Source organism: Paraburkholderia sp. A1RI_3L (genome assembly GCF_048957895.1).
In the GTDB taxonomy this organism is placed as follows: Bacteria; Pseudomonadota; Gammaproteobacteria; order Burkholderiales; family Burkholderiaceae; genus Paraburkholderia; species Paraburkholderia kururiensis.
The window spans coordinates 34,474-48,731 of the sequence record NZ_JARCHA010000001.1 but is presented as its reverse complement, the minus strand read 5'-3'; the positions used below and the strand labels follow the sequence as shown (position 1 = coordinate 48,731).

General features: G+C 58.5%; 6 protein-coding genes, 2 tRNA genes and 3 rRNA genes. 9 read left to right on the top strand and 2 right to left on the bottom strand.

Translation table 11 applies throughout. From position 1 onward, the window contains the following. Window positions 1-218 precede the first annotated feature (218 nt). The 5 genes from PXJ20_RS00205 to rrf all read left to right on the top strand — a co-directional run bounded on the left by PXJ20_RS00205 (window position 219) and on the right by rrf (window position 5,437). Window positions 219-1,749, top strand: a 16S ribosomal RNA gene (locus PXJ20_RS00205). A gap of 63 nt (window positions 1,750-1,812) precedes the next feature. Then, window positions 1,813-1,889: transfer RNA gene (locus PXJ20_RS00200), tRNA-Ile, on the top strand. Between the two features lie 41 nt (window positions 1,890-1,930). Next, window positions 1,931-2,006, top strand: a tRNA-Ala gene (locus PXJ20_RS00195). Between the two features lie 292 nt (window positions 2,007-2,298). Then, window positions 2,299-5,179 (top strand): 23S ribosomal RNA (locus PXJ20_RS00190). A 144-nt stretch (window positions 5,180-5,323) separates the two neighbouring features. Then, window positions 5,324-5,437: ribosomal RNA gene (rrf, locus tag PXJ20_RS00185) — 5S ribosomal RNA — on the top strand. Together the 16S, 23S and 5S rRNA genes with 2 tRNA genes alongside form the textbook arrangement of a ribosomal RNA operon. Before the next feature lie 239 nt (window positions 5,438-5,676). Here rrf and PXJ20_RS00180 read toward each other — a convergent pair. Further along, the gene (locus tag PXJ20_RS00180) at window positions 5,677-6,873 is read right to left on the bottom strand and encodes a M20 aminoacylase family protein (protein WP_421029900.1); all 1,197 of its coding nucleotides are present in this window, start codon (window positions 6,871-6,873) and stop codon (window positions 5,677-5,679) included. A 170-nt stretch (window positions 6,874-7,043) separates the two neighbouring features. On the opposite strand from PXJ20_RS00180, the gene PXJ20_RS00175 reads away from it, so the two are divergent. Both PXJ20_RS00175 and PXJ20_RS00170 read left to right on the top strand, forming a co-directional pair. Continuing rightward, window positions 7,044-9,122, top strand: a complete 2,079-nt coding sequence (locus tag PXJ20_RS00175; RefSeq protein ID WP_421029899.1) for a molybdopterin-containing oxidoreductase family protein — start codon at window positions 7,044-7,046, stop codon at window positions 9,120-9,122. Window positions 9,123-9,282: 160 nt separating this feature from the next. Then, entirely contained in the window at window positions 9,283-10,956 is a 1,674-nt protein-coding gene (locus PXJ20_RS00170) for a long-chain fatty acid--CoA ligase (RefSeq protein WP_413212565.1), read from the top strand. A gap of 278 nt (window positions 10,957-11,234) precedes the next feature. Here PXJ20_RS00170 and PXJ20_RS00165 read toward each other — a convergent pair whose 3' ends face one another. Continuing rightward, window positions 11,235-12,446, bottom strand: coding sequence for a porin (locus PXJ20_RS00165; protein WP_199543764.1), 1,212 nt, complete (start codon window positions 12,444-12,446; stop codon window positions 11,235-11,237). Window positions 12,447-12,779: 333 nt separating this feature from the next. On the opposite strand from PXJ20_RS00165, the gene coq7 reads away from it, so the two are divergent. After that, window positions 12,780-13,427: a 2-polyprenyl-3-methyl-6-methoxy-1,4-benzoquinone monooxygenase gene (gene coq7 / locus PXJ20_RS00160; protein WP_017777134.1), complete on the top strand. Its 648-nt coding sequence runs from the start codon at window positions 12,780-12,782 to the stop codon at window positions 13,425-13,427. Window positions 13,428-13,816: 389 nt separating this feature from the next. Continuing rightward, window positions 13,817-14,245, top strand: coding sequence for a division/cell wall cluster transcriptional repressor MraZ (gene mraZ / locus PXJ20_RS00155; protein WP_017777133.1), 429 nt, complete (start codon window positions 13,817-13,819; stop codon window positions 14,243-14,245). Window positions 14,246-14,258 lie beyond the last annotated feature (13 nt).

The window sequence follows — 14,258 nt, the reverse complement described above, 5'->3', positions numbered from 1 at the left end:
GGGAAGTGACTCTGGTGGCGGTGCGAACGATCTTTAAAAACTTACAGCCGATAAGTGTGGGCGCTTGATGGCGGCGTGCCCCGGTGACGTTATGTTGCCGGGCAAGCAAAGGTATCAAGAGTCTCACACGGTAAGGAATAGGAAGTGAAGCAATTCACGACCTGTCAGTACCGAGTTGAGCGACCTGTCCGGAGACGGACAGAGACAGTAACAGGTTTGAACTGAAGAGTTTGATCCTGGCTCAGATTGAACGCTGGCGGCATGCCTTACACATGCAAGTCGGACGGCAGCGCGGGCTTCGGCCTGGCGGCGAGTGGCGAACGGGTGAGTAATACATCGGAACGTATCCTGGAGTGGGGGATAGCCCGGCGAAAGCCGGATTAATACCGCATACGCTCTGAGGAGGAAAGCGGGGGACCTTCGGGCCTCGCGCTCAAGGGGCGGCCGATGGCGGATTAGGTAGTTGGTGGGGTAAAGGCCTACCAAGCCGACGATCCGTAGCTGGTCTGAGAGGACGACCAGCCACACTGGGACTGAGACACGGCCCAGACTCCTACGGGAGGCAGCAGTGGGGAATTTTGGACAATGGGGGCAACCCTGATCCAGCAATGCCGCGTGTGTGAAGAAGGCCTTCGGGTTGTAAAGCACTTTTGTCCGGAAAGAAATCATCGGGGCCAATACCCCTGGTGGATGACGGTACCGGAAGAATAAGCACCGGCTAACTACGTGCCAGCAGCCGCGGTAATACGTAGGGTGCGAGCGTTAATCGGAATTACTGGGCGTAAAGCGTGCGCAGGCGGTGCTGTAAGACCGATGTGAAATCCCCGGGCTTAACCTGGGAACTGCATTGGTGACTGCAGCGCTGGAGTATGGCAGAGGGGGGTGGAATTCCACGTGTAGCAGTGAAATGCGTAGAGATGTGGAGGAACACCGATGGCGAAGGCAGCCCCCTGGGCCAATACTGACGCTCATGCACGAAAGCGTGGGGAGCAAACAGGATTAGATACCCTGGTAGTCCACGCCCTAAACGATGTCAACTGGTTGTTGGGGATTCATTTCCTTAGTAACGTAGCTAACGCGTGAAGTTGACCGCCTGGGGAGTACGGTCGCAAGATTAAAACTCAAAGGAATTGACGGGGACCCGCACAAGCGGTGGATGATGTGGATTAATTCGATGCAACGCGAAAAACCTTACCTACCCTTGACATGTACGGAACCCTGCCGAGAGGTGGGGGTGCCCGAAAGGGAGCCGTAACACAGGTGCTGCATGGCTGTCGTCAGCTCGTGTCGTGAGATGTTGGGTTAAGTCCCGCAACGAGCGCAACCCTTGTCCCCAGTTGCTACGCAAGAGCACTCCGGGGAGACTGCCGGTGACAAACCGGAGGAAGGTGGGGATGACGTCAAGTCCTCATGGCCCTTATGGGTAGGGCTTCACACGTCATACAATGGTCGGAACAGAGGGTTGCGAAGCCGCGAGGTGGAGCCAATCCCAGAAAACCGATCGTAGTCCGGATTGCAGTCTGCAACTCGACTGCATGAAGCTGGAATCGCTAGTAATCGCGGATCAGCATGCCGCGGTGAATACGTTCCCGGGTCTTGTACACACCGCCCGTCACACCATGGGAGTGGGTTTTGCCAGAAGTGGCTAGTCTAACCGCAAGGAGGACGGTCACCACGGCAGGATTCATGACTGGGGTGAAGTCGTAACAAGGTAGCCGTATCGGAAGGTGCGGCTGGATCACCTCCTTTCCAGAGCAGCGCGTCCAAAGTCAGAGCGCTCACACTTGTCGGCTGTATGAATGACAGACTCAGGGGTCTGTAGCTCAGTCGGTTAGAGCACCGTCTTGATAAGGCGGGGGTCGTTGGTTCGAATCCAACCAGACCCACCAACTTTGTCTGTGACGGGCAGTCCCCTGCAGGAGTCGGTGAGGGGGGCATAGCTCAGCTGGGAGAGCACCTGCTTTGCAAGCAGGGGGTCGTCGGTTCGATCCCGTCTGCCTCCACCAGTCCCCAGCGCGCAGTGTCGGTGAGACACGGGTACTGCGCCCTGGCGACTGCCAGCCAGACGGCATGAGGTTGATGTCGCTGTCGTTCTTTAACAATCAGGAAGCAGCAGTAATTTGACTGATGCGAAAGCGCCTTGTGAGATGGGCGTGAGTAGGTCAGTCAGGGTTGTGATTGTATCGAAAGTATCTCAGGGCCATCGAAGGATGGCATTGGAATACGGCACAACGCTAAAACTCAACCTGTAGCGGTCGAGGTCTGTTCCCTGTGTGGGAAGAGACACACCCGTTATAGGGTCAAGCGAACAAGTGCATGTGGTGGATGCCTTGGCGATCACAGGCGATGAAGGACGCGGTAGCCTGCGAAAAGCTCCGGGGAGCTGGCAAACAAGCTTTGATCCGGAGATGTCCGAATGGGGAAACCCACTCCTTCTGGAGTATCCGTGGCTGAATACATAGGCCATGTGAAGCGAACGCGGCGAACTGAAACATCTAAGTAGCCGCAGGAAAAGAAATCAACCGAGATTCCCAGAGTAGTGGCGAGCGAAATGGGAGCAGCCTGTACTCTTTATCTGAACTGTTAGCCAAACGCTCTGGAAAGTGCGGCCATAGCGGGTGATAGCCCCGTAGGCGAAAACAGGTTGGAAGAACTGGGTGTACGACAAGTAGGGCGGGACACGTGAAATCCTGTCTGAAGATGGGGGGACCATCCTCCAAGGCTAAATACTCGTGATCGACCGATAGTGAACCAGTACCGTGAGGGAAAGGCGAAAAGAACCCCGGGAGGGGAGTGAAACAGATCCTGAAACCGCATGCATACAAACAGTCGGAGCCTCGAAAGGGGTGACGGCGTACCTTTTGTATAATGGGTCAGCGACTTACATTCAGTGGCGAGCTTAACCGTATAGGGCAGGCGTAGCGAAAGCGAGTCCGAACAGGGCGTCCAGTCGCTGGGTGTAGACCCGAAACCAGGTGATCTATCCATGGCCAGGCTGAAGGTGCGGTAACACGTACTGGAGGGCCGAACCCACTGACGTTGAAAAGTCAGGGGATGAGCTGTGGATAGGGGTGAAAGGCTAAACAAACCTGGAAATAGCTGGTTCTCTCCGAAAACTATTTAGGTAGTGCCTCGTGTATCACCTTCGGGGGTAGAGCACTGTCATGGTTGAGGGGTCCATTGCGGATTACCTCGCCATAGCAAACTCCGAATACCGAAGAGTGCAATCACGGGAGACAGACATCGGGTGCTAACGTCCGGTGTCAAGAGGGAAACAACCCAGACCGCCAGCTAAGGTCCCCAAACATGGCTAAGTGGGAAACGAAGTGGGAAGGCTAAAACAGTCAGGAGGTTGGCTTAGAAGCAGCCACCCTTTAAAGAAAGCGTAATAGCTCACTGATCGAGTCGTCCTGCGCGGAAGATGTAACGGGGCTAAGCCATGTACCGAAGCTGCGGATGCGAGCTTGCTCGCATGGTAGGAGAGCGTTCCGTAAGCCTGCGAAGGTGCACCGGAAGGTGTGCTGGAGGTATCGGAAGTGCGAATGCTGACATGAGTAGCGATAAAGGGGGTGAAAGGCCCCCTCGCCGTAAGCCCAAGGTTTCCTACGCAACGTTCATCGGCGTAGGGTGAGTCGGCCCCTAAGGCGAGGCAGAAATGCGTAGCTGATGGGAAGCAGGTCAAGATTCCTGCACCGGCGTGAAATGCGATGGGGGGACGGATCGCGGAAGGTTGTCCGGGTGTTGGAAGTCCCGGTCGCTGCATTGGAGAAGGTGCCCTGGCAAATCCGGGCACGCAATTCAAGGGTGTGGCGCGAGCTTCTTCGGAAGCGAAGCAACTGGAAGGGGTTCCAGGAAAAGCCTCTAAGCTTCAGTTTCACGTTGACCGTACCGCAAACCGACACAGGTGGGCGAGATGAGTATTCTAAGGCGCTTGAGAGAACTCGGGAGAAGGAACTCGGCAAACTGGTACCGTAACTTCGGGATAAGGTACGCCCTGGTAGCTTGACCGGCCTGCGCCGGAAGGGTGAAGGGGTTGCAATAAACTGGTGGCTGCGACTGTTTAATAAAAACACAGCACTCTGCAAACACGAAAGTGGACGTATAGGGTGTGACGCCTGCCCGGTGCCGGAAGATTAAATGATGGGGTGCAAGCTCTTGATTGAAGTCCCGGTAAACGGCGGCCGTAACTATAACGGTCCTAAGGTAGCGAAATTCCTTGTCGGGTAAGTTCCGACCTGCACGAATGGCGTAACGATGGCCACACTGTCTCCTCCCGAGACTCAGCGAAGTTGAAGTGTTTGTGATGATGCAATCTACCCGCGGCTAGACGGAAAGACCCCATGAACCTTTACTGCAGCTTTGCATTGGACTTTGAACCGGTCTGTGTAGGATAGGTGGGAGGCTGTGAAGCGTGGACGCCAGTCTGCGTGGAGCCAACCTTGAAATACCACCCTGGCTTGTTTGAGGTTCTAACCCAGGTCCGTGAATCCGGATCGGGGACAGTGCATGGCAGGCAGTTTGACTGGGGCGGTCTCCTCCCAAAGCGTAACGGAGGAGTACGAAGGTACGCTAGGTACGGTCGGAAATCGTGCTGATAGTGCAATGGCATAAGCGTGCTTGACTGCGAGACCGACAAGTCGAGCAGGTGCGAAAGCAGGTCATAGTGATCCGGTGGTTCTGTATGGAAGGGCCATCGCTCAACGGATAAAAGGTACTCTGGGGATAACAGGCTGATACCGCCCAAGAGTTCATATCGACGGCGGTGTTTGGCACCTCGATGTCGGCTCATCTCATCCTGGGGCTGTAGCCGGTCCCAAGGGTATGGCTGTTCGCCATTTAAAGAGGTACGTGAGCTGGGTTTAAAACGTCGTGAGACAGTTTGGTCCCTATCTGCCGTGGGCGCTGGAAGTTTGAGGGGGCCTGCTCCTAGTACGAGAGGACCGGAGTGGACGAACCTCTGGTGTACCGGTTGTCACGCCAGTGGCATCGCCGGGTAGCTATGTTCGGAAGAGATAACCGCTGAAAGCATCTAAGCGGGAAACTCGCCTCAAGATGAGACTTCCCCGGGGCTTCGAGCCCCTTGAAGGGTCGTTCAAGACCAGGACGTTGATAGGCCGGGTGTGGAAGCGCAGTAATGCGTTAAGCTAACCGGTACTAATTGCCCGTAAGGCTTGATCCTATAACCGGTGTGTTTCAGCACACCGCTACAGTTGCGCGTTGTGCCCAGTCACAACCCCACAGTTACATACGCTGCTTCCCGATTGGCTGCGCCGCAGCCGGGCCTCATACCGGCCCCGCCCACGCGACGCAGCAACCCGTCATGCCTGATGACCATAGCGAGTCGGTCCCACCCCTTCCCATCCCGAACAGGACCGTGAAACGACTCCACGCCGATGATAGTGCGGATTGCCCGTGTGAAAGTAGGTAATCGTCAGGCTCCTTACCCCGCAAAGACCCCGCCACCCATATGGCGGGGTCTTCTGCTTTGGGCCAGCGCTTCCCTCCTGAACCACGCCTCGACCAATCCCCACTGGCAGCCCCAAAACCTCCCGCATCTCCAGCCCCAGCAAGCCCATACCAAGGCGAAACCATCCGCGCCTCGTAGGTCGCTTAGGTCCTTGAGGCACTATTAGCAGTTAAATCGGTCCGGAACGTTCACACACGCTGAGCGCTTACTCACTCGCATTGCAATAGAAACTGTGTGGCTAGCCGCACCCAATAGGTCGCGCCTACCGGAAGCAGTGCGTCGTTGAAGTCGTAGCTCGCGTTGTGCAGCATACAAGGCCCGACGCCATGTCCTGCTTCCCGATGCCCGCCGTCTCCATTCCCGAGGAATGCATAGCAACCGGGTTTGGCGAGCAACATGAAGGAAAAGTCCTCAGCACCCATGGTTGGCTCTACGTTGCTTTCGACATTTTCTGCCCCAACCACTTCTGTCATTACGCTGGCGGCAAATTGAGTTTCTTTGCTGCTATTCACCGTAGGCGGATAGTTGCGATGGAAGCTTATCGTCACGTCGCAGTCGTACGCTGCTGCCGTACTTTCCGCGATCTTCCGCAAGCGCGTTTCGATCAGATCCAGCGTTTCGGTCGTAAACGTTCGGACTGTGCCGGCTAGCCACGCGTCATCTGGAACAACGTTGACGGCGTCGCCAGCATGGATTTGAGTGATTGAAAGCACTGCCGTGTCGAGCGGCTTCTTGTTTCTCGTGACGATGCTTTGCAGACCGTTGGCGATCTGTACCGCAACGAACACAGGATCGCGGCCGTTGTGCGGAAGTGCCGCGTGAGACCCAACGCCCTTGATGTCGATGCGGAACTCGTTGCTCGACGCCATGATCGGTCCTTCCCTCACGCCGAAATGTCCTTCTGGTAGGCCGGGCCAGTTATGAATGCCGAACACCGCATCGACGGGAAACTTGATGAACAAGCCGTCGTCGATCATCGCCTGTGCGCCGGCTCCGCCTTCTTCGGCCGGTTGAAAGATAAACACGATCGTTCCATCAAACTCACCATGTTTTGCGAGGTGGCGAGCCGCGCCTAGCAGCATCGCGGTGTGCCCGTCGTGTCCGCAGGCGTGCATCTTCCCTTCGTTGCGAGACCGATGCGCGAAACTGTTGAGTTCATGTATCGGCAGGGCGTCCATATCGGCTCGCAGTCCAACAGAGCGCGTTCCGTTACCGCGCTTCAGGACGCCCACTACCCCCGTTTTGCCTAGGCCACGGTGAACCTCGATGCCCCACTCGGTCAATCTGTTTGCAACGAGGTCGGCTGTCCGTGTCTCCTCGTAGCGCAGCTCGGGGTGAGCGTGAATCGTTCGTCGAAGGGTTTGAATTTCGCCGCGCGCGGCCTCGATTTCGGGGATCAATCTCATGGCTTTCGTCTTGATGTCTCGTGAAGCGCGGCTGGCGCCGCGACAGATCGGACCATTCTACGCCCCACCGATTTTTCCGCCGGAATCCCCCTTGTGGCTGATCTGGCACGCGAGCAGAACGTAATAAAATCATCGCTTCGGTATTCGCAATACCTTCCGGGTCCGTCCATATGAATGCTCCAGCAGAATTTGCCCGCGCCGTTTGTCCTCATGATTGCCCCGATACCTGCGCGATGCGGGTCACCGTCGAAAATGGGCGCGCGATCAAGGTGGTGGGCGATCCGGATCATCCGCCCACACAAGGCGTGCTGTGCACGAAGGTGAGTCGATACGCGGAGCGCGTCCATCACCGTGATCGCTTGACGGTGCCAATGAAGCGGGTCGGCCGCAAGGGGGAAGGTCGTTTCGAGCCGGTCAGTTGGGACGAGGCTTACTCGATCGCTGCAGCCCGGCTCTCCGAAATTGCGGCCCGGGCGCCCGAAGCGATTCTTCCATACAGCTACGCGGGCACGATGGGACTCGTGCAGGGAGAGAGTATCGCCCAGCGCTTCTTTCACAAGCTCGGGGCGTCGCGGCTGGACCGCACCATTTGCTCGGCTGCCGGTGCGGCCGGTTTGCGCTATACCTATGGCGCCAGCATCGGCATGCACAGCGAGTTCTTCTCGGAAGCCGAGGTCATCCTGATCTGGGGCGGTAATCCTATCGCGTCGAACCTGCATGTATGGACACGCATGCAGGAGGCGAAGCGCAACGGCGCGAAGCTCATTGCGATCGACCCCTACCGCTCGCTGACCGCCGAAAAATGCCATCAGCACGTCCAGCTCAAGCCGGGCACGGACGCCGCGCTCGCGCTCGGTATGATGCACGTGCTGATCACCGAAGACCGGCTCGATCACGCGTACATCGGCGAGCACACACACGGATTCGAGCAACTGAAGGCCCGCGCCCTCAAGTGGACACCGGATCGCGCTGCCCGTGTGTGCGGTATCGAGGAGCAAACGGTCATTGACCTCGCGCGCGTCTATGGGTCGACCAAACGAGCCGCTATCCGCGCGAACTATGGGCTCCAACGCGTACGCGGGGGAGGCAACGCGGTGCGCGCAATCGCGTGCCTGCCGTCGCTCACGGGTGCATGGCGGCATCGCGCGGGTGGATTGTTGCTTTCGTCGTCGGGCTGGTCGCCGGTCAATAACCACGCGCTGGAGCGTCCCGATCTGATGCCGGGCTGGCCATCGAAACTGCCGCGTGTCGTCAATATGAACGAGATCGGCAACACGCTGCTGCATCCTGGTGACGGGGAATTCGGGCCGAAGGTAGAAGCGATCGTGGTCTACAACTCGAATCCGGTCGCGGTCGCGCCGGACTCCGCGCGGGTCGCGAAGGGTTTCGCCCGCGAGGACCTCTTCACCATCGTGCTCGAGCAGTTCCAGACCGATACGGCGGACTACGCCGATTTGCTGCTTCCGGCCACGACGCAGCTAGAGCACCTCGACATTCACAAGTCGTACGGCCACACCTACGTGATGGCGAATCTTCCGGCGATCCCGCCGGTCGGCGAGGCTCGCGCGAATACGGAGATCTTCCGCGGCATCGCGCGCCGCATGAAGCTCACGGAGCCGGCGCTCTACGACAGCGACGAAGCCGTGGCCGCAGTCGCCTACCGTTGGGACGATCCTGCTCTCACGGGCGTGAGCTGGGAATCGTTAAAGACAACGGGTTGGGTCGAACTCGCCTTGCCCGATGCGCCTTTTGCCAACGGTGGCTTCCGAACACCTTCCGGCAAGTGCGAATTCTTTAGCGATCGTCTTGCAAAAGAAGGTATCGATCCGCTGCCGGACTATCTGCCACCCCACGAATCGGCCGACGGCTCGCCGGAGCTCGCAGCCCGCTATCCGCTCGCCATGATTTCGCCGCCAGCGCGCAACTTTCTGAACAGTACGTTCGTCAACGTCGAGAGCTTGCGCTCCACCGAAGGCTCGCCCCATCTCGACATCCATCCTGCGGATGCCGCGGCGCGGGGTATCGCCGAAGGCGACGAGTTGCGTATCTTCAACGACCGCGGCGTGCTGCATGCCCGCGCCCGCGTGACGGACCGGGCGCGCGAGGGTGTCGTTGTCGGCCTGTCGATCTGGTGGAAAAAGTTGGCGCCGGATGGCTGCAACGCCAACCAGGTTACGAGCCAGGCGTTGACGGATCTGGGCCGCTCGGCAACGTTCTACGACTGCCTCGTCGAAGTGGAGCGCGCCTGAGAGTGGCAGCGTCCCGTTGTTATGCGCCTGCCTCAACGTCCGCCCAAACGTATTCGAGGGCGAAATCTAACTGCCTGCCCGGCTTCGAAACCGCCACTGTCCCCGTGCTAGGATGCCATTTTTTAGCACGACCATTCGAAAATTCAGGAGGAGACGCGGCATGGAAAAAGTCTGGCTAAAGTCCTATCCGCCCGGCGTTCCAGCCGAGATCGATCCGAGCCAGTACGCGTCCATTACGGACTTGCTGGAGGAAAGTTTTCGGCAGTATCGCGCGAAGAGCGCGTTTGCCTGCATGGGCAAGCAGATCACCTACGGACAGCTCGACGACCTGTCACGCGCCCTCGGTGCCTGGTTTCAGTCGCGCGGCATTGTGCGTGGCGCGCGCATCGCCGTCATGATGCCCAACGTGTTGCAGTATCCGGTCGCGCTCTCCGCGATCCTGCGCGCGGGTTACGTCGTGGTGAACGTCAATCCGCTCTATACGCCGCGCGAACTCGAACATCAGCTCAAGGACAGCGGCGCCGAAGCCATCATCATCCTCGAGAACTTCGCGGTTACGCTGCAGGCGGTTATCCGCAATACCGCGGTGAAGCACGTAGTCGTTGCGACGATGGGCGATCTGTTGGGGCCGAAAGGCGCGCTCGTGAACTTCGTTGTGCGTCGGGTGAAGAAGATGGTGCCGGAGTGGGCGCTGCCGGGTCACGTGCGTTTCAATGACGCCGTGCGCGCGGGCGGCCGACAGACCTTCAAGCGCGTGGAGCAGAGCGCGGAGGACGTCGCGTTTCTCCAATACACGGGCGGCACGACCGGCGTGGCGAAGGGGGCGACTCTGCTGCATCGGAACATCATTGCGAATGTGCTGCAGTCGCATGCATGGCTGGATGTGGCGCGCCGCCAGCGGCCTGACATCGAGCAGTTCATTACTGTCGTCGCGCTGCCGCTCTATCACGTATTTGCGCTGACGGTGTGTGGCCTGCTGACCATCCGGACGGGCGGCCTCGGCGTCCTGATTCCGAATCCTCGCGACATAGCGGGCACGATCAAGGCACTGCAGGGCTACGCGATTACGACGATTCCGGCGGTCAACACGCTCTACAACGCTTTGCTCAACCATCCTGACTTCGACAAGCTCGACTTTTCGAATCTGCTCGTTGCGAATGGTGGCGGTATGGCGGTTCAGGAAGCTGTTGCGAAACGGTGGTTCGAGCGCACCCATACGCCGATCATCGAAGGTTATGGGTTGTCCGAAACATCACCGTGCGTAACCTGCAACCCGGCAACGGTGACGGAGTACAGCGGGACGATCGGCCTACCGCTGCCGTCCACCGAGGTTTCGATCCAGGACGATGCCGGCAACGAAGTGCCGCTCGGCGAGGCTGGCGAAATTTGTATCCGCGGCCCTCAGGTGATGGCGGGTTATTGGAATCGACCCGAAGAGACGGCCAAGGTAATGACGTCCGATGGCTTCTTCAAATCGGGCGACGTCGGCGTCATGGACGCACGCGGATTCGTGAAGGTCGTCGACCGGAAGAAGGACATGATTCTGGTGTCCGGCTTCAACGTGTACCCGAACGAGATCGAGGACGTGGTCGCGAAACTGCCCGGGGTGTTCGAGGTTGCCGCGGTGGGAGTGCCCGATGCGCACTCGGGCGAAGCGGTGAAGCTCGTCATCGTCAAGAAGGATCCGGCGCTTACCGATACGGACGTTTTCGCGTTCTGCAAGACGCAGCTGACGGGTTACAAGCGGCCCAAGATCATCGAATTCCGCGCCGAGCTGCCGAAGAGTAATGTCGGCAAGATCTTGCGGCGGGAACTGCGTGACGGAAGAGCATGAGGTCTTCCAGGAGTGCAAGTGACCAAAACGTGGGTGTTGCGCGCGAAGCAGTCACATAGCACCTGATGGGCGAGTCTGGTTTAGCTTCCGCCCGCTGCCTCATCGGCGTCAGCCCGACCGACGTAAAGTCTGTCGGGCTTTTTTGTGTGCACCGTTCTGGGCACAGTGATCGTCCCGTCTGCGCAGAAGGTCCGGCGATATCGGCCAATCAGCAACACTAAAACGAAAAAAGGCGCCCGAAGGCGCCTTGAGACTACAGACTACTTTGTTCCGACTTATTAGAACTTGTGACGGATACCGACGCGAGCCGTGAACTGATTTTGCGTCGACGAAGCGGACAGGCCGTTGATAGCAGCAACAGCCGGTGCCTTACCCGTCGAATCCGTGCCGCTCGCGTGTTGATACACGCCGATCAGGTAGACGTCCGTGCGCTTCGACAGGAAATAGTCGGTGCCGAGCGAGAACTGGTGATACTTGGCGCCCGGGTTATCCGTACCGTTGCTCAGAGCAACGCTGCTGCCGCGCGTGTAGTCATATGCTGCGCCGATCAGCAGTGCGGGCGTCAGTTGATACTTGAAGTTGACTTCAGCGTTGTTGAACGTTGCCGTCTCGCCCGCGCGGTAACCCGTTGCGTTCGGGCCCGACGTCGTGTCGCCGAGACCCAGGAACTTAATATTCGAGTACGTCAAGCCAACGGTGGCCGCGCCGAACGTGTATGCACCAGCTGCGCCAATGACTTGGTACGTGTGCGCTGAAGCGTAGCCCGAGTAGACCGGCGACGAAATGTAGTTGGTCGTGCTCGCCACAGTCGAGCTTGCGCCGTTGTCGCCGAAGAAGCCGACGTTCGGATTACGCACGTTCAGGTAGCCTGCACCGAGAACCAGAGGACCGTTGGTGTAACCAGCGCCAAACGAGAACACCTGGTTGCGGCTGTAGTCGCCGGCAACGCCGCCGAGGCTGTACAGGCCGCCGAACTTGAAGCCGGCGTAGTCAGCGCTCGTGAACTTGACCGCGTTGTTCGTACGATAGGCGTTGTTGAAGTTATCGAGGTCACCGGGGTGAGCTGCGATGTATCCGCCCCATTGGTCACCGGCTTCCAGGGGACCAACAAAATCCACCACCGAGTCGTATTGGCGACCGAGCGTAACGGTGCCGAACTGGCTGGACAGACCGACATAAGCCTGGCGACCGAACTCGAGGCCTTGCGTGCTGCCCTTGTTGGCTTGGCCGAGCTTGCCGCTATTGATGTCGAAGCCGTTTTCCAACACGAAGATCGCCTTCAGGCCACCGCCCAGATCTTCCGTGCCGCGCAGACCCCAACGGCTGCCTTGCATGACGCCGCTGGACAGGTTGTAAAGGTGCTTGCCGCCGGCGTTCGTATTGATGTTGAAACCTTCATCAATAATGCCGTACAGCGTGACGCTGCTCTGTGCGTGAGCAACACCAGCGAACGCGCCAAGGGCTGCGAGCGCGAGAAGCGACTTTTTCATTGAGAGATCTCCAAGGGATTACCGAAATCGTTATATGGGCAGGGCAAATATTTGTCTTGCGTTGCGGCCTTGCCATCTAACTTCGCGAGAAGTTGCCCGTAATGTAACAAAACGCCTAACGTGGACAAAGAAAAAGCGGGGTGCGCTGCAAGTCCATGTTTCGTTTACGCAACATGGTCTAGAATTGCATATTTGCCATAGGATTTACCCTGGATCTGTCGCGTGCGGAGCGGAAGAAGTGGGCCGGTTGGCTTCGGGCTACTACGTATTTCTTCCGGATGCAGACGCGAGGTATGCCAATGGCCGGACGCAGAAGTCGGATGGAGGGATTGAATGACGCTGGATGAATTGATTACGGAGTTTGATCGAGGCCTGCGAACCATGGCCGGGGTATCGCGAATGAGCCGTCCCACTCCGTTGCCGCCTACCGAAGAACAATCTGGAGAGGGGGCGCAGCCAGTAGACCTTTCTCCGGCCGAGCGCACCCATGCCGCGGGGCTCATGCGGGTGAACCACGTCGGGGAGGTATGCGCCCAGGCCCTATACCAGGCGCAGAAGCTCGCCACGTCATCGCCTAAGCTGAAAGACGCGTTCGAACGCGCCGCGCGCGAGGAGGAAGACCACCTTGCATGGACCGCCCGGCGTCTGGAAGCGCTGGACTCTCGTCCCAGCTTGCTCAATCCGCTCTGGTACGCCGGGGCACTCTCGATCGGTTTCGTCGCCGGGTGTTTCGGCGACAAGGTAAGCCTCGGATTCATGGCGGAGACAGAGCGTCAGGTCGAGCAGCATCTCGACAGCCATCTGAACAAGCTTCCGGAAGCCGACCGCGAGTCTCGAGCCATCGTTGAGCAGATGCGCACCGACGAGGTTGCGCACGCAAAGGCCGCCACCGACGCAGGCGGCGTCGAACTGCCGTTTCCGGCTCGCGCGATCATGAGAGCCGCATCGAAAGTAATGACGCGTACTGCCTACTATCTATGATCCATTTCAGGTGGGACGGCCTCTCAATGCCGTTCCACCCCGCCTTGCCTGAAACGCCTCTCTCGCTTCGCATCACCATCTCTCCCGCTCGCCCTCCAATCACGCCTTTCCCCCGCACTTTTCAGGTATTACCTTCACAGTCTGCAGTAGCTCATTCATTCGTAACGATTTTTTGCTTTTACCGTGCTTGAACAAGTGCCGCTAAGTCCTTGTTCTAACTAATAAATTTCGTCAAAAAACAGTCCTTCTCCCTTGACCCGTCCAGGGCGTTCCTCTAAAGTGGGAGACAGTGTGAGAAAGTGTATTTTTGTGTGATTCCTCGGGCATCTTCCGGTAGATTTTTGAGATCAGGCGGGCGGTGCGCGGCACCGCGATGAGGGGAGAGCGAAGTGTTCCAGGGGGCGTCGGCGCTGACGCTCGATGCGAAAGGACGGATGTCGATTCCGTCGCGCTATCGGGAAGCGCTGCAACAACAGGCAGAAGGACGGGTGACGGTGACCAAGCACCCGGACGGCTGCCTGTTGCTGTTTCCACGCCCCGAATGGGAAGTGTTTCGCGCGAAAGTCGCTGCCTTGCCCATGGACGCCCACTGGTGGCGCCGCATCTTCCTCGGTAATGCCTCGGATGTCGAACTGGACAGCGCGGGCCGCGTGCTCGTATCACCTGAGTTGCGGCTTGCTGCCGCGCTGGAAAAGGAAGTGATGCTGCTCGGCATGGGCAGTCACTTCGAGTTGTGGGATGCCCAGACTTACGCCGCGAAGGAAGCTGCGGCGATGGCGCAGGGCATGCCCGACGCGCTGAAGAATTTCACATTCTGACCGCGGGTGACTC